Genomic DNA, 23,583 nt, shown 5'->3' on the forward strand with positions numbered 1-23,583 from the left:
CAACAATGTCGAAGTACCGAATCGGGCAAATCGTGCCCAGCTCCAACATCACGATGGAGCGCGAAGTCCCTGCCATCTTCAATGCCCGCATGCAGGTGCTCCCAGAGCAGTTCAGTTTCCACGCGAGCCGCGTGCGCATGCATCGCGTGGTGGCTGAGGAACTGGAGAGGATGAACCGGGACATGGGCCGCTGCGCGCTGGAACTGGCCGACGCCCGCGTGGATGTCATGAGCACGGCGTGCCTGGTGGCCACCATGTGCATGGGTAACGGTTATCACCGTCAGGTCATTGAGGAACTCGGTGCCGCCATCGGGGACGCGCCGTATCGCCCGCAGATCATGACATCGGCCGGCGCGCTGGTGGAGGAACTGAAGGACTTCGGCGCCCGGCGCATTTCATTGATGGCCCCGTACAGCGATGCCCTGACGAAAACCGTCGTCGAGTACATCGAGCAAGAAGGCATCGAAGTGAAGGATGTCATCAATTTCTCGATCCTCGACAACCTTGAGGTTGGAGAGCGGGATCCGCTACGACTGCTCGAAGACGTGAAACGGTTGGACACCAAGGGTGTGGACACCGTGGTCCTGTCCGCCTGCGTGCAGATGCCGTCGCTGGCGGCGCTTGAGCCCGCTCAGCAAGCGCTTGGCATTCCGGTGACGTCGACGGCAGCCTGTACCGTGAGGCAGATGCTGCGCAGGCTCGGCCTGGAAGCCACGGCGCCGGGCGCAGGCGCCTATCTGGGCAGCCAGACCGGACTGCGCTGAGCCCCTGCGCAAACCACAAGGCGGCCGCCCACGTAAGGCGCCGCCATGACCACGGAGACCGTGATATGCATGACGCCCCCCAAGTATTGCCCCGTGCTGCCGGCTGGATTTACGTTAGCGTGATCCTCGGTGCCGCCCTCGGGATGCTGGCTGGATACGCCCCTTTGTTCAATGCCACGGCTGGCGTCTTCGTCAGGCCGCTGGCCGCTGAGTTCGGCTGGGGACGCTCGCAGGCGTCCCTGTCGTATGCGGCGTCGATGTTCGGGCTGGCCGTTGTCAGCCCCATCGTTGGCGCCATGATGGACCGTTTCGGTGTTCGTCGGGTGATCGTGTGTTCGGCGATCGTCTTTGGCCTGGCCACTGCCGCGATGTCACTGCAAAACGGCAGCATGTTGATGTGGGTGGCGCTCTCGGTTGTTGTCGGCGTGTCCGGTGCGGCGACCTCGGTGCTGGGCTACCTTGCAGTGCTGCCCCAGTGGTTCGATCGTCGTCTGGGCCTCGCGCTGGGCATTGCGATGTGTGGCCTCGGGGCTGGCACCGTCATCCTGCCGATCACGGCGCAGTTTCTGGTCACGACATTCGGCTGGCGTATGGCCTATGTGGGTCTGGGTGTTGGCTCGGTCGCGCTTTCGTTGGTGGCCTGCGGGCTATTGCGGGAGCGGTTCTCCGGTAGTCGTGGGGTAAAGCATGTGCCGGAAGGTGTAGCGCTGGCTGTGGCGATGCGTAGCTACCGGCTTTGGGCGATCTGGCTGGTGTTCGTATTGAGTTCTGCGGCCACCTTGTCGCTGGGGCCGCATCTCCCATCGCTGTTCGCGGATCGCGGCTTCGATGCGGCCATGGCTGCGCGGAGCGCCTCGATGGTCGGCGTTGGGCTCCTCGTCGGGCGTCTGCTCACCGGGCTACTGATCGACAAAATCCATGCGCCACTGGTGGCAAGCGTCTTCTTCGTCGGGGGCGCGGTCGGGGTATTCCTGCTGCGCGGGACTCACGACTACGCCGCGTTGCTGGTGGCAACCACGCTCATCGGCCTGACTATTGGGGCGGAGGGCGACCTGATTTCCTATCTGGTCCGGTCATACTTCGGTCTGGCCTCGTTTGGCTCGCTGTTTGGCATTGCCTTCTCCGGCTACGGCTTGGGTGCAGTCATCGGTCCAATCGGGCTGGGCGCCTGGTTCGATCGGCATGGCAGCTACGATGTGCCGTTGCTGATCCTGCCCTGCATGCTGCTGGCTGCCGCCGCGCTGGTCCTGTCTCTCGGACGCTACAGAGCCGGCGCGAAAGGGCAGGACGTAACGGCGGTGGCGTCAGCCTAGGGGTACGCGGTGGATGGCATGTGGGGTGATCGGGGATAGAATTGGCATACCACCAATTTCTAGTCGGTCTGATCGTCCAACGCCCATGCCTGCCGCCCGTAAGTCGCCCGCTGCCAAGGTTGCCGCACAGCCCACGCCCAATCCGGTGCCGCGTCGACGCGGCCGACCACCGAAAACGGAGTCCCCGATCGGCGCCGAGCCCATGCTCAGCCGCACGACGATCCTGCAGCATGCGATCAAGCTGACGAAGACCTTGCCGCTGGACCAGATCTCGATGGTCCAGCTTGCCAAGGACTTTGGCGTGGCACCGGGGCTGATCCACTATTACCTTGGTGGCCGCGATCAACTGGTGTCAGGTGTACTGAATGATTACTATCGCCAGCGCACCCTGCGGATCCCGCCTTTGACGGGCGACTGGCGCGCGGACGTCGAGCGCATCGCGCGGCTCAGTTTCCAGGTGGCAGTGGAAAACCCCGGCGTCAGCAACTATGTGGCGTCGCATAACCGGTACCGTCTGTTCCAGGATGTGCAGCCGGGCGAAACCGACTATGGCCTGGAGTTCTTCAACCGGATGACATCGGCGATCATGCAGGGCGGTTTTTCCGCCGAGCAAGTCGCCTTGGGTTACCACTTGCTGGCGCAGTACCTCGTCGCGGCAAGCATGGCGGAAGCCTCGCGCCAACTGCCTGCCTATCACCAGGCATTTATTCAGAACAAGCTGGATTCGGTATCGGCCGAGCAGTATCCCGGTGCGCGCTTTGTCAGCCGATCGTTCTCGCAACTGTCCTCCGATACCGCCTTTGAAGAAGGACTTCGCATTACGCTCGACGGCATCGCTGCTTGGCAGCGCGAAGCAAAACCTGCGAAGAAAAGAAGCGCGCGTTCCGCGTAACCGGTAGGACGGGGGCCCCCACTTTCTCGATGCCACCTCGCTAGTGGTATCTACTTATTTGAGATGCAGTCAATAAAACTACAATCATTATTTGACGGTATATCAAATAAGTGCCGCGACGATGGCGTCGCCGGTACGCCAGACGTGGAGACAACATGAAACGCCCCTTTCTCGCACTGACGTTGCTAGCCTTGGCCCTGCCGGCCGTTGCCAGCACGTATCCAGACAAGATGGTTCGGATTCTCGTGCCATCAATTGCGGGCAGCGCGCCGGATATCATCGCCCGGCAGGTTGCCGAACGCCTGACCAGCGCCTGGAAGCAGCAGGTGATTGTGGAGAACAAGCCCGGCGGTAACGGCATCGTCGCGATGAGCGCGCTCAAGCAGGCGCCGGCCGACGGGTACACGCTTGTGCTGTTTCACGCAGCGGCGGCTGTCACGACGCCCGTCATGTACAAGGAAGCGAAATTCGATATCCAGCGCGACACGGAAGTGGCTGCGACGCTGGCGTACACGCCGATGATGTTCGTGACCGGCCCCGCGACGCCCTACAAAATTCTTGGCGATGTCATCAAGGACGCCAGGGCACGTCCTGACGACGTCGTGATCGGAAGTCCGACCCGTGGCTCCGTTCCCCATCTCACGGCGGAGATGATGGGGCAGTTGCAAAAGGCAAAGTTCCGGCAGGTGAGTTTCAGCGGCACAACTCAAGCCATCCAGGCTGTGGTGAAGGGCGATATCCCGGTCTATGTCGATGGCATCGCGCCGCTCGTGCCCCTGGTGCGTGGCGGTCGCCTGAAGGCGCTTGCCGTGACTTCGGATGTGAACCTGCCCGGTCTGGAGGGCATTCCGCTGGCCAAGGACGTCGCGCCCGGTCTTGTCGCCAAGGGCTGGTTCACGATCTTCGCGCCCAAGGGGACGCCAGCGCCGGTGCTGGATCGCGTCAACGCTGCCGTCAACCAGTCGTTGACGCAGCAGCCGTTTGTCGATCGGCTCAAGGACCTGGGCACGTATCCAATGCCGATGTCGCGGCCGGAAGGCGCAAGGTTCATCGAGGCCGAGAAGCTCCGTTGGGAGAAGGTGATTTCGGACGCCGGCGTGAAGCCGGAATGATGCCGATCCAGTGCTGATCTTCCTTCGGAGAACATATGCGTGATCTTTTTTCCCGGGCAGGGACCGGCCCGGTCATCGGCTTCCGCCTGTTTTGTGCGGGAGCATGCGCGGCGCTCGCCGTCCTGGCTTCGACTTCCTATGCAGATTCGATCGGACAGCCGCACAGTACCTCGGCGGCGCAGTCCGGCGCCAGCCTCGTACTGCTGGGAACGGCCGGCGGCCGGACCTCCTGGCGAGGTTCGCAGTCTGCGGGAATCGCTTCCGCGGTAGTGGTCAATGGCCAGGTCTACCTTGTCGATTTCGGCGCGGGCTGGCTGCGACGCTACTTCCAGGCGGGCTTGGGCGCGCCGCCACCAGGACGCGGCCTCGAAACATTACGAGCGGCATTTATCACGCATTTGCACGCCGACCACATCGTGGACTATCCGTCGCTCGTCCTGTTTGGTGCGTCGGACGGCTTGGCCGAACGGCGTCAGAAACTCAAGGTGATCGGGCCCGGCTCACGCGGAAAACTCCCGCCCGCGAGCGGTGGCAACGACGGGGTGGCGGATGTCGTGGCACCCGAGCAGCCGATGCCTGGCACGGTTGCCATGACCGAGGCGCTGTACCGTGCGTTCGCCGCGGACATCAACGACAACATTCTGGATAGCCGCAAGCCGAATCCCCATAGCCGCGTCGATGTGATGGATATCACGCTGCCTGCAGGCCTTGACGTTGATCCTGATCGCGATCCCGCGCCGGCGATGGCTCCGTTCGAGATCTACCGTGACGAGAACGTCAGGGTGACGGCAATACTGGTGAACCATGCCCCCGTCTATCCGGCATTCGCATTTCGGTTCGACACCTCGACTGGGTCCGTTGTCTTCTCAGGCGATACCAGCCCTGACCCGAATCTGATTCGGTTGGCGCAAGGTGCCGATGTGCTGGTGCATGAGGTGATCGACACCGCCTGGGTGGATTCCCTGTACCCGAAGCCCCGGAGCGCGGCAGAGGAAGCCAAGGCGCACCATCTTGTTCATGCGCATACCGCCGCATCGGATGTCGGTGCCGTCGCCGAAGCGGCTCACGTCAAGACCCTCGTCCTGTCGCATCTGGCGCCCGCCGACAGCGATCCCCACCGATGGGCAGCAGCCAGCCAAGGCTTTTCGGGGAAGGTGATCGTTGGTCGCGATCTCCTGTGGATTCCTCTTGTGCCTGCTGCACCGGAATCGAAACTGCGCGCGGGTAGCACCCCCTAGCTTTCCAGATTTTTTCCTATGGCAACTGCGCGCCCTCGGCGTGCGGCCTGCGCTCGTCCCGACGGCGAGGCTGAAGATGCCTGCAAGCCAGATGTATCACGACAACAAAGGAGATAGTGGTGAAATTGAATCGTTTTGCAGCAGTTGCCCTGGCCGCGTGCTCGGGTTCCGCATTGGCCCAGTCGAGCGTTACGCTCTACGGGGTGGTCGACGCAAGCATCGAGTACGTGAACCACGTGGGCGCGGTGCCTACAGCGGCCAATGGCTTCAATCCAGGGCCGGGGCGTGACGTCGTTCGCATGAATTCGGGCGGCTTGTCCGGTTCCCGTTGGGGTATCCGCGGCGTTGAGGACCTTGGCGCAGGAACGCAAGCTGTATTCGTGCTCGAAAATGGATTCAGCGGCGACACCGGCACGATGCAACAGTCGAGCCGACTGTTCGGTCGGCAGGCCTTTGTGGGGATAAAGAACGCGACCTATGGCCAGATCAGTCTGGGGCGCCAATACACCTCGTTGTTCGACAGCATCGTCAACTTTGTGCCGGCGTACTTTGCTACGCAGTACGAGCCGATCACGCTCTTTGCCGGTGCGAACTTCCGTGAAGACAATACGATCAAGTACACCTTGAATGCGGGCCAGTTCACCGGCGTTGCGCATTATTCCTTTGGCACTGGTCTGGCTTTGCCGCAGACCGTGCAGTCAGGCCTGGCGATCGGTGGCAATGGCGAAGTGCCGGGTCAGGCGCGAAGAGACAGTGCTTATGGCGCGTCTCTGTCCTACGCTGGCGGTTCGCTGTGGGCAGCCATCGCGTACGACCAGTTCAATCCCACCATTGGCACGACAACCAGCGCGAGCAGTGGCAGTTTCAAGAAGGCGACGGCGGCGCTGAGCTACAGCCTGCCTTGGGGGCGCATCATGGGTGGCTATCGTTGGGGGCAAAACAAGACACCGGCGGGCGCGACAATCGGGCGAGATGACTTCTTCTGGGTTGGTGGCATATATCAGGTAGGGCCGGCGCTCAGCCTCACGCTCGAGTACGACTATGACAAGGTCCGGAATGTATTCGGTAACACGAGCGTCGCTAATCCCTGGCAGGTGAACCTGATTGCCGATTACAGCTTCTCGAAGCGAACGGATGTGTACCTGTCGGCCGCCTACGCAAAAAATGCAGGGTTGATGCTTGACTCTGCGCTGATTGCCTATGCGAATAGCCTCTCGCTCGGTAACAGCTATGTGCTTGGCAACGGCAACTCGTCGATGGTGGGTGTGTCGGTTGGCGTTCGTCACAAATTCTGACGCATAGGAACACATACCGTCCGGTCCCGTGCTGCCGATTGTTGGCAGGCGCAATCGGACGGAAATGCAGCGGCATCCCAGCGTCGTCAGTCGGCCAGAGTGCTCGACGCTGCGTCCTTCCGATGGCCGCTGGATTGCGTATGGCTACACTGCTTCTCACTATTTGGCTGTTCGCGCTCGCGCTCCTCAGCTCCGGCTGTTGCCGGGGGCTGTCGGCCGTGCGGCATGTCTGGAGCATAGTCATCGACGTTCGAGATGAAGTGCTATGGTAAGGTCGCTACGATGAGTTCCTAGACTTCAACATGTGGTGCATGGGCGAGCACTTTTGTGCTGGTCGAAGAGAGTGAGGCAGTGTGAGTGATGCCAAACAGGACGCGCAGCGCGCGCTTCGGGCTGACAGAGTTTCAATCAGCAGGGCTTTGCGCCTGAGTGTGCCGCCAGAGGCCAGGCCGGCCCCGGTCAACATGAAGGACTGGATTCGGCAACGGAAAGAGCAATTGCAAGCTGCCCGTGCCGCAGCCAAGCAAAGGCGTGATCTGCTAAAAGCCGAAATCCTGTCGGCGGCGCAAGACGTTGCCCGAGAGGAACGTATTGCCGCACGGCAGGAGGCCGTGCGCCGGAAAGCGGAAGCCAGGACCGCACGAACCTACGCGCGGGAGGACGCACGCGCTATTGTCGAATTCGAGCGCGGCAAAAAAACCCGCCCGGAGTCAAAGCCAAAGACGCTTGCCCAGGAGAAGCACAAGCTGGTCTCTTACGCGGATCTGCTGCGAATGCGTGGGTGATTCCTGGACAACGACGTCGGTTTGGTGAGCGGGCAGGTTTTGGTGCCTAGTCGACACGAAAGCGTTCCAGGGACTCCCCAACATTGAAGGCTGCGTTGCAGCGATTCTGGCACTGGCCGGAGTCTGACGATGGAGTAGAGCTATTGAGCCGCCCAACTGGGCGGCTTTTTGTTCGCCGGCGCCGCATCAGGCGAGACAGGCAGGGGGTGATACACCCGGAACTTTCGGTACCAATATGATTGACATGGTACCGAAATGGGACTTACATTGCCTTCAGACCTAAAACAAGGCGATGGAGACAGAATGGCCCCCCAGGCATCCGCCCGATACGGCTGCGCCACGATTGCGCAGCTCTACACCTCTGCTTTTCGTGCTTGTCCCCAGGCCTTGGCGCTGGTCGAGGACGGTGTGACACTCACCTATGAAGCGTTGGCCCGGCGCTCGTACCGCATGGCCAGGTTGTTCCATGCACGCGGCCTTGAACGTCAGGATGTCGTGGCCTTTCTGGTGGGCAATCGAGTCGAGGCAGTCGTGGCGATCATCGCGGCGCAGCTTGCAGGACTCAAGGCGGTTTCATTGCATCCGATGGCGTCGGAGGAGGACCACGCCTTCGTGCTTGGCGACGCCGGTGTGAAAGCGCTGGTGGTCGACGATGCGCGTTTCGCGGCGCGCGCGCAGGTCCTGCAGGCGCGTGTTGCAAACGTGCTGATGATGCCGCTGGACGACGGCGTGCTCGGTGCTGGTCTCGCGAGTCAGGCGGCGGCCATGGACGACGCGGAGCTCGAACCGGGCGACGACGCCGCGGAGATCAGCAAGATCTCATACACCGGCGGTACCACGGGTCGCTCCAAGGGCATCCTCCATACGCACCGCACGGTGGTGACGATGCTGCAGGCCATGCTGGCGACGTATGAATGGCCGCAGCAGATCCGCTATCTGGTGACCACGCCGATTTCACATGCTTCGGGCAGCCTGATCCTGCCGACGCTTTTGCGCGGCGGTACCGTGTACCTGTGTGACAAGTTCACCCCGTCTGACTTTGTGACGCGGGTAGCAACGCATCGCATCAATCTGACCTTTCTGGTGCCAACGCAGATCTACGCCTTGCTGGATCACGCTGGCCTCGCGGAGGCGGACTTGTCCAGCCTGGAGCTGGTGCTGTATGGCGCCTCGCCGATTGCGCCGTCTCGCCTGCAGGAAGCACTGAACAGGATTGGCCCGGTATTCGGCCAGGTCTACGGTCAGGCCGAGGCGCCGATGACCATCAGCTATCTGTCCAAGCGCGACCATGACTTGTCTCGCTCGCACCTGCTGAGCTCATGCGGCAAGGTCATGGTCGGCAATCAGGTCAAGTTGTTAGACAGTGCGAGGCGAGAAGTGGCGGTCGGCGAAGTCGGCGAGTTGTGCGTGCGCGGTCCGCTGGTGATGGATGGTTATCTCAACCGGCCCGAAGAGAACGAGAAAGTATTCGCTGGCGACTGGCTGCATACCGGTGACATGGCGCGCCGCGATGCGGCGGGCTACCTCTACATCGTCGATCGTGCCAAGGACATGATCATCACCGGTGGGTTCAACGTTTATCCGAGCGAGGTTGAACATTGCCTGGCACAACACCCGGCCATCGCCATGTCCGCGGTGTTCGGTGTGCCCGACGAGAAGTGGGGCGAATCCGTCACGGCCATTGTGGTGCCGAAGCCGGGACAGACACCAGATGCGGGCGAGCTTGTCGAGTTCGTCAAGAGCAGGAAAGGCGTGGTCAATGCGCCCAAGACGGTGATCTTCGCGGAGCAGTTGCCGATGACCGCGCTTGGCAAGATCGACCGCAAGGCCATCCGCGGCAGCTACTGGAACGGCAAAGACCGACAAGTAGCCTGAAGTCGCAGCGGCACCGGCCATGAAGGTGTCGCGCAAAGCCATCCAAAAAAGAGAAGGAGACAATCATGGGTTTGACCCGCAAACTGCTGGGCGCGTGCGCCCTGACGCTTGCCTTTGCCGGCACTACCGTGCACGCGCAGGACAGCTATCCCTCCAAGCCGATCCGCTTCATCGTGCCGTTCGCGCCCGGCGGCGTGACAGACCTGACCGCGCGTACTTTCGCCAAGTACATGGGCGATGCCCTCAAGCAGCCGCTCGTTACCGAGAACAAGGCGGGCGCTGGCGCTACCATCGGCGCCAATTTCGTTGCCCATGCCGCACCTGACGGCTACACGATGCTGCTGGGTACCAACGTCACCCATGCCATCAACCCGCGCCTGATCGCCGCAACGCCGTATGACCCGCTCAAGGATTTCCAGGCCGTGGCGATCTTCGGCCTGAATGGCAACGTGCTGCTAGTGAGCAATTCGTTCCCGGCGAAGACCTTCGCCGAGTTCCTGGCGTACGTGAAAGCGCGCCCTGGCCGCGTCAATTACGCTTCCGGCAGCGTCGGCAGTTCCGCGCATCTGGCGGCCGAATTACTCAAGCAGGACGTGAAGGGCCTCGACTATACGCATGTGCCATATGGCGGTCCCTCCGAAGCCATGAGCGCGCTCATGGGTGGGCACGTCGATTTCCTGTTCGCCAACATTGGCGCAGCGGTCACTCAGATCCAGTCTGGCAAGGTAAGGGCGCTCGCCGTTACCACCGCCAAGCGCGCGCCTCAGCTTCCCGATGTGCCGACGGTGGCAGAGTCCGGCGTGCCTGGGTTTGAAGTCGTGGGCTGGATGGCGGCATTCGTACCAAAGGGCACGCCGGCGCCTACCATTGCGCGCCTGAACCAGGTCATCAATCAGGCGCAGAAGAACCCCGATCTGCGCAAGACCCTGGATGCCGCAGCGCTGATCCCCATTGTGGATAGCCCCGAACAGAGCAGCCGATTTGTGCAGGAGGAATACGAGAAATGGGGGCGCGTCATCCGAGCCGCCAACATACCGCCGCAGTAGGCGGCGAGCGTCGGCTCGGCGCCTTCCCTGCGTGGGGTGAACGGGGGTATCCGTTCAGCCCCCGCAGGAAGGCGCGTTTGGCCGTGGCCTTGTCGCAGCGTTCCTGCAGTCATGTCACCGCGAAGGCAATGCAGATCTGCCACGCACGACGACGATCTTCGGGCTATCGCCCGGTCAACGCGACGCAAGCGGCCTCCAGGCTCACCGGTTCACCCTGCAGGAGCAACCGGTCTGCCTCCGATTCCCCCTTGGACTCCGGCGAACCTAGCGGATCGCGGGGCAGCAGATAGTGCTCGAGGACAGCATGCGCGAGCAGCAGGCGACGCCCGTCCACACCGGGCTGCGTGGCTTCCCAGGCAAGGATGGTTGCTGCCGTCGCGTAGTAGAGCGCGCTTGCTGCGCGGCGGACTTCCGCCTCCAGCGCTGCATCGCTGGCAACGGTTTCGGCCAGCGCGATCGCTCGGCTCAAGCTGCGCTGCAAGACTGCCCGCAGGTCCGCCGGCAAATGCGTGGCTTGCTCGAGCCGCGCCGACATCAACGCCAATAGCGCGTGTTGCGCACCATCCTTGCGCACCGCACGTTGGATGGCATCGAGCGCATTGATGTTGCTGGTCCCCTCCCACAACACCCCAATGTGGGCGTCACGCACCAGGCGCGCATTGACGAAGTCCTCGATATAGCCGTTGCCGCCTCGTACCTCCATCGCACCCGTAGCAACCTCGATGTTATCGCGGCAGGTCCGCAGCTTGAGCAGCGGCGTAAGGAGGCGAAGCGCCAGTGCCGCGGTCTTGTCCCCCCTGCCAGCCCGGGCCATGATGTCCGCAGTAGCCATGACCATCGATAGTGCGGCTTCGGTCGGCACCATGACTTTGAGTAATTGCCGGCGCAGCAACGCATGGCCGACGACTTCGCGGCCGAAGGCGCGGCGGTGTCGTGCCGCGACAAGGGCTTCATTCAGGCAGCGACGCATCATGGCGGCCGCGCGCACCGCGTGCGACAGCCTGGACAGGTTGACCTGCTCCATCATCTGCTTCAGCCCTTGCGTGGGATCACCCACCAGGTAGGCCACGGCCCCATCAAGGCGTATCTCGCCGCTAGCCATCGAGCGTGTGCCCAGCTTGTCCTTGAGCCGCACGATGCGATAGGCGTTACGGCTGCCATCATCGAGCGTACGGGGCAGCGCGAACAGCGCCAGACCGCGCGTGCCATCCACCGCCCCTTCGGGACGAGCCAGCAGAAGCGCGACATCGGCATCGGTATGCGAGCAGAACCATTTTTCTCCGTACAGGCGCCACTCTCCATCAACCTCGCGCGCAATGGTCTCGATGGCGCCAACATCCGATCCGCCGGCCTTCTCGGTCATGAATTGCGTGCCCTTCCACATGGTGCCCGGGTCCAACGAGAGTAGGCGCGGCAGCAGCTTTTCCTGTAGCGCGGCGCTGCCGTACTTGCGAATCAGGTGGATCGATGTATCGGACACGCTGATCGGGCACATTTGTCCGAACTCTGCCTGTACGAACAAGTACTGGAATGCATACTTGGCCGCCGCAGGCAGTGGCTCTTTCCATCCCAGCACACCGCCACGGTGGCTCATCGCATGGAACTGGAAGTCACCGAAGGCAATATGCTCCATCTCCTGATAGGCGGGGTGATACTCGATCCAGTCAGCATCTTCGCCCCAGCGAGTGCGTACGTGCAGCACCGGTGCGTGCTTGTCCGCAACGATGGCAAGGGTGTTCAGTCGACCGCCTGCCAGTTTGCCCATGCGCTCCAGGTGTGGCAGCAGGTGAGCGTGCGCGTCGGCCGGGAGGTAGAGCCGCAGCATGTCCTGAAGACCCCGGTCAAGGGCAAGGAAGTCGAGCCCAGCGCAGTCGGGCGCGAGATGCTGCGAACTCTGGCGGGAGCGCGCTGGACGGGGGCTAACGTAATCGGCGTAGTCGGGTTCAAAGGACATATGGAAGTCTCACTGGCACAGGTTGGATGCAATCCGCGCCCGGTCCCGGGCATACGGAAATCAGATGGCCCCGGCCTCGCGCAGGCGGGAAAGTTCGGCAGGTAGCAGGCCCAGACACTCCGTCAGCACGGTGTCGGTGTGCTCACCCAGGGCCGGCGGCGCCGCGCTGTGTTCAAGCGGCGTGGCAGAAAAGCGCATCGGGCTCGCAATCGACGGGCAAACGCCGCCATCCGGCAGCGGCAGGTCCACGCGGATGCCGCGGTGCCGTACCTGCGGGTCCTCGAATGTCTGGCTGAAGTCGTTGACGGGGCCGCATGGCACGCCGGCAGCCTTGAGTCGGGCAAGCCATGATGCGGTGGAATCGGTACGCATCACATCCACCAGCATGGGCAGGAGCACCTCGCGGTTGACAATGCGTCCGGTCACCTTGGCAAATCGTGTGTCGATGGCCAATTCCGGCTTGCCGACTGCGCGGCAATAGGCGGCAAACTGACTATCGTTGCCCACGGCGACAATGAGCTTGCCATCCAGACTATCGAAGACCTGATAGGGGACGGCGTTGGCATGTGCGTTGCCCTGCCGCTTCGGAAGCTTGCCTGAGACGAGGTAGCTGACGGCCTGATTGCTGTTGAAGGCGAGCATGCAATCGAGCAGTGCCATATCGATATGCTGGCCCTGGCCGCTACGCTCACGCCATGTGAGGGCGGCGGCTATGGCCAGGCTGGCATACATCCCAGTTGTAATGTCGGCCACCGCGATACCGACCTTCTGCGGACCGCCGCCAGGCAGGTCGTCGCGCTCCCCGGTAATGCTCATCAGGCCACCCATGCCCTGGAAGACGAAGTCGTAGCCTGGAAGATGCCGGTATGGCCCAGTCTGTCCGAAGCCAGTAACGGAGCAGTACACCAGACCTGGATTGGTCTCTCGCAGGTCGTCATAACCCAGCCCGTAGCGCGCGAGCGTACCGACCTTGTAGTTCTCGACCAGCACGTCGGCGCTTGCCGCAAGGCGACGGATGATCGCCTGGCCGTCAGTACTTGCAAGGTTCACCGTAATCGACTTCTTGCCGCGGTTGGCTGAGGCGTAGTAGCTGGAATCGCGGCGTTCGGACTCTTCCGCGGCCGGCAGCCATGGCGGTCCCCATCCGCGCGTCTCGTCGCCGACTTCCGGTCGTTCCACCTTGATAACTTCCGCACCCAGGTCGGCGAGATTCTGCGTACACCAGGGCCCGGCCAGCACACGCGTCAAGTCCAGTACTCGAATATGGGAAAGTGGCTTGATCATGGTTGTACGTTGCGTTCAGTCGGCATGTATGCGGGCGTCAGCGATGACCTTTCCGTACCGGGCGGTCTCGTCACGCAGGTACGCGGCGAAGGCGCCGCCGTAGTAGCCGGCGGGCTCCGCGCCATTCTTCAGCAGCGTTTCCAGAACCGCCGGATCGGTCAGGGCATGCTCGACCTCACTTGCAAGCTTTTTCACGATCGGCGTGGGCGTGCCCGCGGGGGCCATCAAGCCGACCCAGGCCGCCATTTCCATCCCGGGATACCCTAGCTCAGCCGTCGTGGGCACATCGGGAAGCACGGCCGAGCGCTTGCTACTCATGACCGCCAATGCGCGCAGCTTGCCGCTAGAAATCTGTGGCAGACCGGTGAACGCTGGCTCGAACGTCATGTTGACCTCGCCGGCTATCACTGCCGCCTTGGCGGGTGCGCTGCCCTTGTATGGCACATGCAGGAGTTCGGCTCCTGCGCGTGCGGCCAGCATTTCACCAGCCAGGTGCGCCGTGGAACCGTTGCCGTATGAGGCATAGCTCAGTCCGCCATGCCGGGCCTTCGCGAGCTGCATCAGCTCGCTCAATGTCTTCGCCGGCACGAGGGGGTTGACCACAATCACGCTCGGCGCGGAGGCTACCAGCGCGATTGGCGTGAAGCTCTTGCCCGCGTCGTAGCGGAGCTTTGGATACAGCCATGGGTTGATGGTGAGCGTGGTATTGGTGGCTGCCAGCAGCGTATAGCCGTCCGGTTTCGCTCCGGCCACCACTTCTGCGCCGACGATGGTTGCGGCACCGGGACGGTTATCGATGACGACGGGCTGCCCGAGATGCTCGCCGAGCTTCTGGCCAATAACGCGAGCGACGATGTCCGTCATGCCGCCCGCGGCATATGGAACGACGATCCTGATTGGCTGGCTGGGGAATTCTTGCGCGCCAGCATTTGCAACGCAGAACAGAAGGCTCGCGGCAATGCTATGGGCGAGCGCGGCCCGACGGGGCAGGTTCATCAATGGGTCTCCTCGTTCTCGTTATGGCGCTGTGGCCTGACAGACTCGCCGACGCGCTTCTGGCCATTCTTGTCTCCGTGCTCACCTGTGTCCAATAGAATTGTTGGGCTCATTCATACACGGCTTGAATCAATCCCCGAGGCTTCCATGGATCTCAGGCAACTACGCTATTTCGTCGCGCTGGCAGAAGAGCTGCATTTCGGGCGCGCGGCAGCCCGGCTGGCCATTACCCAACCCCCGCTGAGTTTCAATATTGCGAAACTGGAGGCATCACTCGGGGTGCAATTGCTGCAACGCACTACCCGAGAGGTAGCGCTGACGGCAGCGGGCAAGGAGATCTACAAGGAGGCGCTGAAGATCCTGGCGCTAACGGCGAATGCACGTGAACTGGCCGGGCGCGCAGCGCGCGGCGAGATTGGCGCAGTCCATGTGGGTTTCGTTGGGTCCGCGGTCTTGACCCCATTGGGGGAACGCATCCGAGCCTTCGGAGCTACTCACCCGGATGTCGATGTGGTGCTGCACGAGCTGAATAGCTTCGAGCAGATCGACGCGCTGCAGGGCAGGCATATTGACATCGGCATTATTCATCCGCGCGTGATCCCTAACGGGATTGCCTCCCACTCCCTGCACGGCGAGCACTTCATTTGCCTGCTGCCCGCAGATCATCCACTGGCGCGCGACAGGATCATTGATGTCCGCGAGCTGCGACACGACGACTTCGTCCTGTTTCCGCGACATTTTTCGCCAGAGTTCCACGACCAGATTGTTGCGCTGTGCGCGAGTGTCGGATTCACACCAAATATCCGCCACCAAGTTCGTCATATGCTGACCATTGCCACGCTGGTCGCGAAGCGCTTTGGTGTGTCGATTGTGCCGCGGTCAGTAGATGTGGTTACTTTGCCTAATCTGGCATGCCGCCCCTTGGGAAAGCAAGCGACTCCGTCGGAACTGGTCGGGATTTGGCGTGAGGACGAGCAAAGCTCAGCCGTGCTTTCCATGTTGCAGGCACTTGGCGCGCCAGTACAACAACGCGAGCTTGCAAACTCGCCGCCTCTCGCCTGACGGATACCGGCTCAGCCGCGGGGTTGCTTTGCCCGTGGGGTGGGCGCTGACGGCCTGACCAAAAGGCCGTTCAGAATGAGTTCGTAGAATTCGCTGAAGGCATCGCCGATCTTCATGCCGGTCTGCTGCAGGAACTGCTGGTTGCGCAGACGGTGTGCCGCGCCCAGGATGGCTTCGGAAACCAGGCGCGGATTGTGCGGGGCCATCAGCCCCTGTCTCACACCTTCCTCGATCATGCTTTCCAGTCCGCGCACGCGCGCGAGCTGGTAGTCATCGAACACCTTGCGGCCGGTCTCGATGGCGTCCAGGTCGGTAAGGGCTGCCTTGCTCAGCCCCGTGGCATTCAGCGTGGCATGCATATAGGCCGAGATGGCGCGCGCTGCGTCGGGAGCGCGCCTGGCTGCCGCGTAGCCTTTTTCCAGATTGGCTTCCAGCACATTGCGGCAGACGTGAACAAACAGCTCCTCCTTGGTTTCAGCGATCTCGTACAAGCGCCGGCGCGAGCATCGCATGCGCTGAGCCATCTCGCCGATGGTCAGCGACGAGACACCCGTGGTGATCAGCAGGTGCGTCAATTCCTCGAGGAAGGCTTCGTCGGTACGTCGTGTTGCCATGGGATGTGAGGCGTGCCGGGCGCAGAAGGCGAGCAGGGCGTGAGTCAGGAAGCCAGTATCTTAGTGGATTCCATGTGAAGGGCGGGAGGGTACGCCTGCGAGGGGCGGGCGCACGTCTCCGAGAGATCACGATTCGCCGAGCCGAAACCGGCAGTCATGAGAAGGCACCTTGCAGCAGACAGCACCGCTCTCACTGCGCTGCCCGTTGCTCTCCCACAGCCTTGTCCATCACCTCGGCCTGCAACGCTTCACTTGGATTGGTGAATGTTTGCCGCCGCAGCGTTTCAAGCTGCTGCGCGCGGTCCTGTTCCGACAAACCGGCGAACGACACGATCTGCGAGCGCTGGGCTGCGTAATCGTCGTAGCGCTGCTGCCAGGCCTGCTCGGCCTGGGCCTGCTGCTGATAGCGTTGGGCGACCTCGGGACCGTATGCCTGAGCCAGGGACGCACCGATCTCCTGCGTGCTACGTCCTGCCGTCTGCATACTGGCAATCGTCTTGCTGATCGCCTGCGGCCTTGCTTCGGCTTCGCGCGCGGCACGCACGGATTCGGGCAGTGTGGCGTCCAGTGTGGACAGGCGGCGCTGTCGTTCGGCGTCGTCGAGTCCAGGCTGGGTAACTATCTCCAGGCGCGCGAGCATGGCGTCGTCGTAGGCTTGCTCGTCGTCGAACCAGATGGCCACGACGTCTGGCAAGTGGCGCGTTCGCGCGGCATTGCGGTCGGCTATCAATGCGCGCAGGCGTTGCACCTGACTGGTCTCTGGCACGCCGATCACACTGGTCATCGGTCCATCGGAGGCTTTGGGCTGCATCTCGGACAGGTACGCCCGGTAGCGTTGCCACAGTTGCCACGCCTGGTCCTCGGCCGGTTGCGGCACATGTTTGCGGATGTCGTCGCGCACCAACCGGTCCAATGCCGCGGCGTCGCCCACGTCATGGCTGGCGCTCAGAAAGAAGTCGAAGTAGGTGCGCAGCGCGCGCGTCAGGCGCAGATTGCCTTGCGCGTCGGCTTCCGGGCCGGGTGGAATATCGACACCCGCCAACGACGGCATCTCGGTGATGTTGCGTGCGCGCATGCTCTCAGCGGGTGATGCCGATAGCTCCGGCCTTGCGTCCGTGCGGGACCGTGCCTGCAGTGGACCTTGCGTCGGTTCCGTGGGTGCCGTTGCCCAATAGACGGCGGCACCCACGAGCCCGGCTACTACCAGGACCAGGTTGACCCCTGGCCTTCGCTCAGAGCTGATCATTGCGCAAGCGGTTGGCGTGATTCAGGATTACCGTGCGTGGGTCGACGTCCTGATACATACCGAGCATCTGATTGATCTCGTCGAGATGGTTCCAGTAGTAGTCGGTGGAAAGCACGCGTCCCCACTTGGCGCTGCACACCGACACCATCCCGTCGTTGGGGCCGGCGCCCTTCATGCCCATGACACTGGCAGCGGCCGCCATGGCTGCCGTGGATGGGTCAAGCAGGTTCGAGCGCAGCAGGTTGATCGGGCCGCCCCGGCCGGTCCAGGAGTAAGCGGCCTGGGTGTAGGTGACGAGATTTCCGTTGGCATTGCGCCCCTGCCGTTGCTCGGCGACTGCTCCCGGGGTGTCGCAATCCGGGCCCAGCGCGGATTGCGAGCCAGGCGCCAGGGTGGCGTTGAGCCGCGCGTTCTGCTCGGCGGCGCCCTGGCTGGTCAGGATGCGCGCCGAGGCAATCGCGTCCTGGTTCAGCGCCTGTCCATTGAACATGCCGTTGAACCAGCCCAGAAGATTCGTTACGCCCTGAATCACGTTAACCAGCGCCGGCCCCGCAAGTGGAATGCTGCTGATGCCGTTGATGACGTCCAGCACGACGTCGGCGAGTTGGCTGCCGCGGTGCGGGCTACCGATAGTCGTCACCGATGCCACATCCTGCGGCGACATGGCAGCCAGCATCCGCGAGGTGGGCCCGCCCTGGCTGTGTCCGATCAGATTGACCTTGTCGGCGCCGGTCTCCAGCTTGACCGCGCGTACATAGGCCTGCAGCGCCAGCGCGCGTTCTTCATCGCTGTTGAATGACGGCACCGTGGACACGTAGACTGTGGCGCCATTGGCTCGCAGCACCTCAGGAATGCCGTACCAGTAGTCGATCACGCCGCCAATTTTTGCCGCGCCGGTCAGGCCATGCACCAGCACGATCGGATAGCGTGTCTTTGCATAGTCGCTGCTGGCCGTGGCGCTGGCTGGCCAGGCCATGGCGATGGCTGCGGCGATGGCCGCCGCAGTTCCCGCCGCAGTTCCCGCCGCAGTTCCCGCGATGGCGCTCGTGGACCTGCGTGTCCCTGCCTTCAGCATGACGGTGTCATGATGCGCGCAAGCCCGGCCGGGCCCACGACGATTGCCGTGTTCCATCTGGTCTCCTCGGTGGTGGAATCATTTGTTTGAAACAGTAAAGACACCTGACTTTGCGAGCACAATCAAAACCTTAGGTGGTTTCCTCCAAACACTCGCGTATGTCGGGGTTATCCCTTGGGAAGGCTCCGCACTATCGGTAACGGCCACGGGCGGCGGCCCGCTATCGCATCCTCAAAGCCCACCTTCAACAAATGCAAATTGCCGGCCCAGCAGGTCTGCCGCAAAGTCTCCCCCAACTCACCGCACGACAAATTCGCGACAAAGCCGGTGAGCAATGGAAGTCCTGATGCAGAAAACAGGTGGAGACAATGCTACGAATTTTTCTTGCCGCGGTAATGCTTGTGCTTGCGAACGGCTCGGCACTTGCCGATGCCTACCCATCCCGTCCCATCAGATTGCTGGTTGGGTATGCGCCGGGTGGGCCGGTCGATACTGCCGCGCGCATCTACGCGGACTACCTCGGGCGTGTGCTCAAGCAGCCGGTAATCGTCGATAACCGAGCAGGTGCCAGCGGCGCCATCGCGGCCGGCATGACGGTCAGCGCCAAGCCTGACGGCTACACGCTCTATTTCGTGGCAAGCCCCACGATGACGATGACGCCGCTGATCCAGAAGTCCGTCAGCTTCAAGCCGGCACAGGACTTCAGCTATGTCGGCCTGATCACCGACTACACCAACGTGCTGCTGATCAACAAGGATTTCCCGGCCAAGAACGTGGACGAGCTGGTCACGTACGCACGCAAGCATCCCGGTGAAGTGAGCTTCGGTTCCGCGGGCGTGGGTGCATCGAACCATCTGTCGGCGGAACTGCTTGCGCAGATGACGGGGGTGAAGATGCTGCACGTGCCATACAAGGGCAATGCGCCGGCTATGGCCGACGTCATCAGCGGCAAGGTGACCTTCATGTTCGATATCACCGGAACGGCCATCGGTCATATCCGGGGCGGCAAGGTACGTGCGCTGGCCGTGACGTCGAAGACGCGCAACCCCGCGCTGCCCAATGTGCCGACACTGGTCGAATCCGGCCTCAAGCAGTACGACCTGACGGGCTGGTACGCGCTGGTTGGTCCTCCGGGGCTGCCTGCCGATGTGACGGATCGGCTCGTAAAGGCGCAGCAGGCCGTGGGGCAGGATGCGGCCTACCGGGAGCGGATGGTCGACGGTGGCTATGACCTGAACGTGTCCGGCCCGGCCGCGCTGCAAGGGCGTATCAAGAAGGAACTCGCGCTCTGGGGCAACGTGGTCAAGACGGCGAATATCGAGGTCGAGTAAAAGGTATAAGCGAGGTATAAGCGAGGCATAAGCGGTCGAAGAATGGAGGTCGGGCAAGCCGGATCACCCGGCGGTTTCGCGCGGGCGAAGTACTGCTTTTCGAACGGCGAATTGCGCCGGCACCTTGCTGACCCTAGACTTCGACGTGTGACCCGACCGCGCCCTGATCGGGCCCGGTCGGGCCGTGTTCCACTCTCCATGAGGATTTGAGCCAGATGCCGCAGGAGCGACCGATCGCGCATCGGATCAGCGATATCCCCCGCCATTGGGCGACCCGTACCCCGCACAATGTGGCGGTGCGCGAGGGCGACCGTGTCGTCAGCTATGCGCAACTCTGGGAAGGCGTCGAACTGGCCCAGCGTTATCTCGAAGCGCAGGGTGTCAGCACCGGCGATCGTGTGCTGATCGTCGCGGAGAACAGCCTGGCCATGATCACGCTGATCTTCGCCTTGTCGGAGCTTGGCGCGTGGCCGGTTGTGACGAATGCCAGGCTGACTGCGCGTGAGATCGAGGAGATCCGCGCGCATTGCACACCGCGGCTGATGCTCTTCACGCATGCCGCATCCCCCGATGCCTTGCGGCATGGCTTGCGCTATCGCGCCCGCGAAATCTCGCCACCGGGCCTAGGTCCGCTGATGGCCGCCGACGTGGATGCCGGCAGCGAGCGCGAGCCTGCTGAGCTGGCGCGCGACGTGGCCGCGCTGATCTACACGTCAGGCACTACCGGCCAACCCAAGGGCGTGATGGTTACGCATCGCGGGTTGCTGCACTACGCCCGCGTGACGGCGGAGATCCGCCGGATGGGGCCGGAAGACTGCGCGTTCGCGATCATGCCGATGTCGCACATCTTCGGGCTGGCGACGTTGCTGCTCGCCACGTTCCAGGCCGGTGGCAGCCTGTATCTGGTTGCACGCTTCAACGTGGCCGATACCTGCGCGGCGCTGCAACGCGACGATATCTCGATCCTGCAGGGTGTGCCGGCGATGTTCAGTCGCATCCTGGCTTACCTGGGCAAGACCGGCGTCACCACGCTGCATCCGAAGCGTTTGCGTTATCTCTATACCGGCGGTGGCCCGCTCGATCTCGCGCTCAAGCGCAACGTCGAGGCGATGTTCGGTCAGCCGCTGCATCACGGTTATGGCATGACCGAGTACGCAGGCTCGCTGTTCATCACGCGCACGGACCGGCCGCGCAGCGACAGCTCTGCCGGGGAGATCGTGGAAGGCGCGGAGTTGCGCGTGGTGGGGCCGGGTGGCGAACCAGTGCCCGAGGGCAGCCCCGGAGAGTTGTGGGTGAGAGGCCCCGGTGTCATGCGTGGCTACTATCGCGCACCCGAACAGACGGCGGAAGCATTGCGCCCCGATGGCTGGCTCAATACGGGCGACATCGGACGCATCGATCAGGATGGTGCGTTGTTCATCGTGGGCAGAACGCGCGATCTGATCATCCGTTCGGGCTTCAGCGTTTATCCGATCGAGGTGGAGTCGGTCATCAACTCGCATCCGTCGGTCCGCTTGTCTGCCGTGGTCGGCAATCCGGCGGAAGACGGCGACGAGGAGATCATCGCGTTCGTCGAGATTCGCGAAGGCGAGACGTTCGACGAAAGGGATCTTCACGCCTACCTTGCCGAAAGGCTCTCGCCGTACAAGCGCCCGGCGCGCATCGTGCGCGTGTCGGCGGTGCCGACGACGGCCAGCGGCAAGCTGCACAAGCACCGGCTGCGGGGAATGATTGCGGAACTGGTCTAGCCGGGGTCTAGCCGCGGTATGAGCGGCTCGGGGCGTCGGCAATCGTCAGACCGGGTTGCCGATGCCGTCCTCGACCAGCAGTTCCACCAGCTTGCGCGCGAACACGGGTAGCGCGTCCAGGTCCGCCACGCAGATCTGCAACTTGCGCTCGGCCCACTCATCCTCGATCGGTACGATCTTCAGCGCCATGGTCTGGGCAAGCCGGCGCGCGGTGCTCTCCGGCAGCACGCCGATCCCCACGTTTGCCTCGATCATGCGCGCGGCGGTCTCGAAGTTGCTGACCTGGATGCGCCAGCGCAGGTTGCGCTGCAGGTCCGATGCGGCACGCTTCAGGAAGTTGTGGATGGCGCTTTCTTCGGGCAGGCCGATGAAATCCTGATCGAGCGTTTCGACGAAGCGCACCCGCTTCTTCTGGGCAAACGGATGGCTGAGTGCCGTCGCCAGCACGAGCCTGTCGAGCCGATAGGGCATCACTTCCAGGCCTTCCATGTTGACGCCGCTGGCGGCGATGCCGATATCGACCATGCCTTCCTGCACGGCCCTGACGATATCCGGACTGAGGCGCTCCCGGATGTCGACCGTCACGTCGGGGTGATTGACGAGGTACGTACGCAGCACACCGGGCAGGAACTCGCTCATCGCGGTGGTGTTGGCGAACACGCGTACATGCCCCTTGATACCGGACGAATACTCCTGCAGGTCGCCGCTCAACTGCTCGATCTGGCGCAGCACGCGCCGCGCGTGCGCAAGCAGCGTCGCGCCCGCCGGCGTCACCTTGACGCCGAGGCTGCTGCGGCTCAGCAGTTTGACGCCAACCTGTTCTTCCAGGTTCTTGATGCGGGTGCTCGCAGCCGGCAGGGATAGGTGGCAACGTTCTGCACCGCGGGTCAGGCTGCTGGCCTCAGCGATATGCGTGAAGAGATTCAGATCGACCAGGTCGAAGCGCATGACGTTGTCTCCAGAATAGTCAGCGATTATCCCCCCAACGGGCCCATTCGATCTATTCGCGCAACTACGGGGGGGACTTCCGCGCAGGCGAACGCAGGATTCAACACATGCAAATGGCGGGATGGCCAAGGATCGGCCAAGCTGACCGTGGTAGACGAAAAATGGAGACAGGCATGACAGAAGAAGACGGCTTGCTGGTAGAAATTTCGGATGGCGTGGCAACGCTGACGCTCAACCGTCCGAAGCAGAAGAACGCCCTGAACGGTTCCATGCGCGATGGGCTATGCGACGCAGTACAGCGGATTCGCGCCGACCGCTCGGTGCGCGCCGTAGTGTTGCGCGGCGCCGGCGAGGACTTCTGCTCCGGTGGCGACATCCGCGCGATGAACGTGACGGAGGCGGATGCGGGCCGCGCGCGCATGGACGACATGCATGGCTGGATCGCCATGCTGGTGGATCTGGATCGTCCCGTGGTTGCGGCTGTCGATGGGGTGGCCTATGGGGCCGGCTTCAGCATTGCGCTGCTTGCCGATTTCATCGTGGCGTCGCCGCGCGCGCGCTTCTGCATGCCGTTCATGAAAGTTGGCCTGGTGCCCGATTGCGGTGCGCTATACACGCTGCCGCGAGTGGTAGGCATGGCGAAAGCGCGGGAACTGGTGTTCAGCGCGCGCGAAATCGGCGCGGAGGAAGCGCGCCAGATCGGCGCCGTGTTCGAGATCGTGCCGCAGGACAAGCTCCATGCCCGCGCCGACGAACTGGCTCGCGGCCTGGCCGGCGCTTCGCCGGCTGCATTCGCCATGGCCAAACGCGCGTTGAACCAGTCGCTCGGCAGCGATGTGCGTGCCATGCTGGAAATGGAGTCGCTGGGGCAGGGCATCGCGTTCACCACCAGCTACCACCGAGAAGCTGTGCGCCGCTTCAAGGAAAAGGAGCCGCCGCTGTTCCGCTGGCCTGCGGCTTCCCGGGACTGACTCTCGCGACTGATGGCTGCCGGGGGCATCGCCC

The 23,583-nt window shown here is 62.8% G+C and carries 20 protein-coding genes; 13 read left to right on the forward strand and 7 right to left on the reverse strand.

What is annotated here, in order from left to right:
- The first annotated feature begins 5 nt into the window (after positions 1-5).
- The 9 genes from D769_RS26880 (at position 6) to D769_RS26920 (ending at position 10,320) form a co-directional block, all read left to right on the forward strand.
- On the forward strand, positions 6-764 hold the full coding sequence (locus D769_RS26880) for an Asp/Glu racemase (RefSeq protein WP_008651431.1): 759 nt from the start codon (positions 6-8) through the stop codon (positions 762-764).
- Between the two features lie 65 nt (positions 765-829).
- Positions 830-2,077 carry an MFS transporter gene (locus tag D769_RS26885; protein WP_008651433.1) on the forward strand — a complete coding sequence of 416 codons (1,248 nt, stop codon included), beginning with the start codon at positions 830-832 and terminating at the stop codon, positions 2,075-2,077.
- 202 nt (positions 2,078-2,279) lie between these two features.
- Positions 2,280-2,969 carry a TetR/AcrR family transcriptional regulator C-terminal domain-containing protein gene (locus tag D769_RS26890; RefSeq protein ID WP_008651435.1) on the forward strand — a complete coding sequence of 230 codons (690 nt, stop codon included), beginning with the start codon at positions 2,280-2,282 and terminating at the stop codon, positions 2,967-2,969.
- Positions 2,970-3,124: 155 nt separating this feature from the next.
- Positions 3,125-4,081 carry a tripartite tricarboxylate transporter substrate binding protein gene (locus D769_RS26895; protein ID WP_008651437.1) on the forward strand — a complete coding sequence of 319 codons (957 nt, stop codon included), beginning with the start codon at positions 3,125-3,127 and terminating at the stop codon, positions 4,079-4,081.
- Positions 4,082-4,116: 35 nt separating this feature from the next.
- Complete coding sequence (locus tag D769_RS26900) at positions 4,117-5,319, forward strand: MBL fold metallo-hydrolase (RefSeq protein WP_008651439.1); 1,203 nt, start codon at positions 4,117-4,119, stop codon at positions 5,317-5,319.
- A gap of 119 nt (positions 5,320-5,438) precedes the next feature.
- Positions 5,439-6,614, forward strand: coding sequence for a porin (locus D769_RS26905; protein WP_008651440.1), 1,176 nt, complete (start codon positions 5,439-5,441; stop codon positions 6,612-6,614).
- Positions 6,615-6,967: 353 nt separating this feature from the next.
- Positions 6,968-7,399, forward strand: a complete 432-nt coding sequence (locus D769_RS26910; RefSeq protein ID WP_008651442.1) for a hypothetical protein — start codon at positions 6,968-6,970, stop codon at positions 7,397-7,399.
- Positions 7,400-7,702: 303 nt separating this feature from the next.
- Positions 7,703-9,274 carry an AMP-binding protein gene (locus D769_RS26915; RefSeq protein ID WP_008651444.1) on the forward strand — a complete coding sequence of 524 codons (1,572 nt, stop codon included), beginning with the start codon at positions 7,703-7,705 and terminating at the stop codon, positions 9,272-9,274.
- Positions 9,275-9,339: 65 nt separating this feature from the next.
- Positions 9,340-10,320, forward strand: a complete 981-nt coding sequence (locus D769_RS26920) for a tripartite tricarboxylate transporter substrate binding protein (RefSeq protein WP_008651446.1) — start codon at positions 9,340-9,342, stop codon at positions 10,318-10,320.
- 163 nt (positions 10,321-10,483) lie between these two features.
- On the opposite strand, the gene D769_RS26925 is transcribed toward D769_RS26920, so the two are convergent.
- The 3 genes from D769_RS26925 to D769_RS26935 are packed head-to-tail and all read right to left on the reverse strand — an operon-like array spanning position 10,484 to position 14,554.
- A complete protein-coding gene (locus D769_RS26925) occupies positions 10,484-12,274 on the reverse strand; it encodes an acyl-CoA dehydrogenase family protein (RefSeq protein ID WP_040011290.1) in 1,791 nt (596 codons plus the stop codon).
- Between the two features lie 60 nt (positions 12,275-12,334).
- Positions 12,335-13,558, reverse strand: a complete 1,224-nt coding sequence (locus tag D769_RS26930) for a CaiB/BaiF CoA-transferase family protein (protein ID WP_008651450.1) — start codon at positions 13,556-13,558, stop codon at positions 12,335-12,337.
- A 15-nt stretch (positions 13,559-13,573) separates the two neighbouring features.
- Positions 13,574-14,554: a tripartite tricarboxylate transporter substrate binding protein gene (locus D769_RS26935; RefSeq protein WP_008651452.1), complete on the reverse strand. Its 981-nt coding sequence runs from the start codon at positions 14,552-14,554 to the stop codon at positions 13,574-13,576.
- A gap of 147 nt (positions 14,555-14,701) precedes the next feature.
- Here D769_RS26935 and D769_RS26940 point away from each other — a divergent pair, with 147 nt between their 5' ends.
- Complete coding sequence (locus D769_RS26940; RefSeq protein WP_008651454.1) at positions 14,702-15,616, forward strand: LysR substrate-binding domain-containing protein; 915 nt, start codon at positions 14,702-14,704, stop codon at positions 15,614-15,616.
- Between the two features lie 11 nt (positions 15,617-15,627).
- Here D769_RS26940 and D769_RS26945 read toward each other — a convergent pair whose 3' ends face one another.
- From D769_RS26945 to D769_RS26955, 3 genes are all read right to left on the reverse strand, one after another.
- Positions 15,628-16,230 carry a TetR family transcriptional regulator gene (locus tag D769_RS26945; RefSeq protein ID WP_008651456.1) on the reverse strand — a complete coding sequence of 201 codons (603 nt, stop codon included), beginning with the start codon at positions 16,228-16,230 and terminating at the stop codon, positions 15,628-15,630.
- A 190-nt stretch (positions 16,231-16,420) separates the two neighbouring features.
- Positions 16,421-17,476, reverse strand: coding sequence for a lipase secretion chaperone (locus D769_RS26950; protein WP_081596868.1), 1,056 nt, complete (start codon positions 17,474-17,476; stop codon positions 16,421-16,423).
- A complete protein-coding gene (locus tag D769_RS26955) occupies positions 17,463-18,608 on the reverse strand; it encodes a triacylglycerol lipase (RefSeq protein WP_008651461.1) in 1,146 nt (381 codons plus the stop codon). The genes D769_RS26950 and D769_RS26955 overlap by 14 nt, the downstream gene beginning before the upstream one ends.
- Positions 18,609-18,919: 311 nt before the next feature.
- On the opposite strand from D769_RS26955, the gene D769_RS26960 reads away from it, so the two are divergent.
- Both D769_RS26960 and D769_RS26965 read left to right on the forward strand, forming a co-directional pair.
- Complete coding sequence (locus tag D769_RS26960) at positions 18,920-19,882, forward strand: tripartite tricarboxylate transporter substrate binding protein (protein ID WP_008651462.1); 963 nt, start codon at positions 18,920-18,922, stop codon at positions 19,880-19,882.
- Between the two features lie 215 nt (positions 19,883-20,097).
- On the forward strand, positions 20,098-21,630 hold the full coding sequence (locus tag D769_RS26965) for an AMP-binding protein (RefSeq protein ID WP_008651463.1): 1,533 nt from the start codon (positions 20,098-20,100) through the stop codon (positions 21,628-21,630).
- A gap of 45 nt (positions 21,631-21,675) precedes the next feature.
- Here the strand turns inward: D769_RS26965 and D769_RS26970 are convergent, their stop codons facing one another.
- Positions 21,676-22,578 carry a LysR substrate-binding domain-containing protein gene (locus tag D769_RS26970; RefSeq protein ID WP_008651464.1) on the reverse strand — a complete coding sequence of 301 codons (903 nt, stop codon included), beginning with the start codon at positions 22,576-22,578 and terminating at the stop codon, positions 21,676-21,678.
- Positions 22,579-22,751: 173 nt separating this feature from the next.
- On the opposite strand from D769_RS26970, the gene D769_RS26975 reads away from it, so the two are divergent.
- Positions 22,752-23,549 (forward strand): enoyl-CoA hydratase/isomerase family protein, encoded by a 798-nt coding sequence (locus D769_RS26975; RefSeq protein WP_008651465.1) that lies wholly within the window; start codon positions 22,752-22,754, stop codon positions 23,547-23,549.
- Positions 23,550-23,583: the final 34 nt, after the last annotated feature.

Origin of the sequence: Cupriavidus sp. HMR-1, assembly GCF_000319775.1 — a bacterium.
Taxonomy (GTDB): Bacteria; Pseudomonadota; Gammaproteobacteria; order Burkholderiales; family Burkholderiaceae; genus Cupriavidus; species Cupriavidus metallidurans.

Bases quoted from the DNA above. Each gene is read 5' to 3' on its own strand.
- D769_RS26880 (WP_008651431.1), top strand. From the start codon at position 6: ATGTCGAAGTACCGAATCGGGCAAATCGTGCCCAGCTCCAACATCACG.
- D769_RS26885 (WP_008651433.1), top strand. From the start codon at position 830: ATGCATGACGCCCCCCAAGTATTGCCCCGTGCTGCCGGCTGGATTTAC.
- D769_RS26890 (WP_008651435.1), top strand. From the start codon at position 2,280: ATGCTCAGCCGCACGACGATCCTGCAGCATGCGATCAAGCTGACGAAG.
- D769_RS26895 (WP_008651437.1), top strand. From the start codon at position 3,125: ATGAAACGCCCCTTTCTCGCACTGACGTTGCTAGCCTTGGCCCTGCCG.
- D769_RS26900 (WP_008651439.1), top strand. From the start codon at position 4,117: ATGCGTGATCTTTTTTCCCGGGCAGGGACCGGCCCGGTCATCGGCTTC.
- D769_RS26915 (WP_008651444.1), top strand. From the start codon at position 7,703: ATGGCCCCCCAGGCATCCGCCCGATACGGCTGCGCCACGATTGCGCAG.
- D769_RS26920 (WP_008651446.1), top strand. From the start codon at position 9,340: ATGGGTTTGACCCGCAAACTGCTGGGCGCGTGCGCCCTGACGCTTGCC.
- D769_RS26925 (WP_040011290.1), bottom strand. From the start codon at position 12,274: ATGTCCTTTGAACCCGACTACGCCGATTACGTTAGCCCCCGTCCAGCG.
- D769_RS26930 (WP_008651450.1), bottom strand. From the start codon at position 13,558: ATGATCAAGCCACTTTCCCATATTCGAGTACTGGACTTGACGCGTGTG.
- D769_RS26935 (WP_008651452.1), bottom strand. From the start codon at position 14,554: ATGAACCTGCCCCGTCGGGCCGCGCTCGCCCATAGCATTGCCGCGAGC.
- D769_RS26940 (WP_008651454.1), top strand. From the start codon at position 14,702: ATGGATCTCAGGCAACTACGCTATTTCGTCGCGCTGGCAGAAGAGCTG.
- D769_RS26945 (WP_008651456.1), bottom strand. From the start codon at position 16,230: ATGGCAACACGACGTACCGACGAAGCCTTCCTCGAGGAATTGACGCAC.
- D769_RS26950 (WP_081596868.1), bottom strand. From the start codon at position 17,476: ATGATCAGCTCTGAGCGAAGGCCAGGGGTCAACCTGGTCCTGGTAGTA.
- D769_RS26955 (WP_008651461.1), bottom strand. From the start codon at position 18,608: ATGGAACACGGCAATCGTCGTGGGCCCGGCCGGGCTTGCGCGCATCAT.
- D769_RS26960 (WP_008651462.1), top strand. From the start codon at position 18,920: ATGCTACGAATTTTTCTTGCCGCGGTAATGCTTGTGCTTGCGAACGGC.
- D769_RS26965 (WP_008651463.1), top strand. From the start codon at position 20,098: ATGCCGCAGGAGCGACCGATCGCGCATCGGATCAGCGATATCCCCCGC.
- D769_RS26970 (WP_008651464.1), bottom strand. From the start codon at position 22,578: ATGCGCTTCGACCTGGTCGATCTGAATCTCTTCACGCATATCGCTGAG.
- D769_RS26975 (WP_008651465.1), top strand. From the start codon at position 22,752: ATGACAGAAGAAGACGGCTTGCTGGTAGAAATTTCGGATGGCGTGGCA.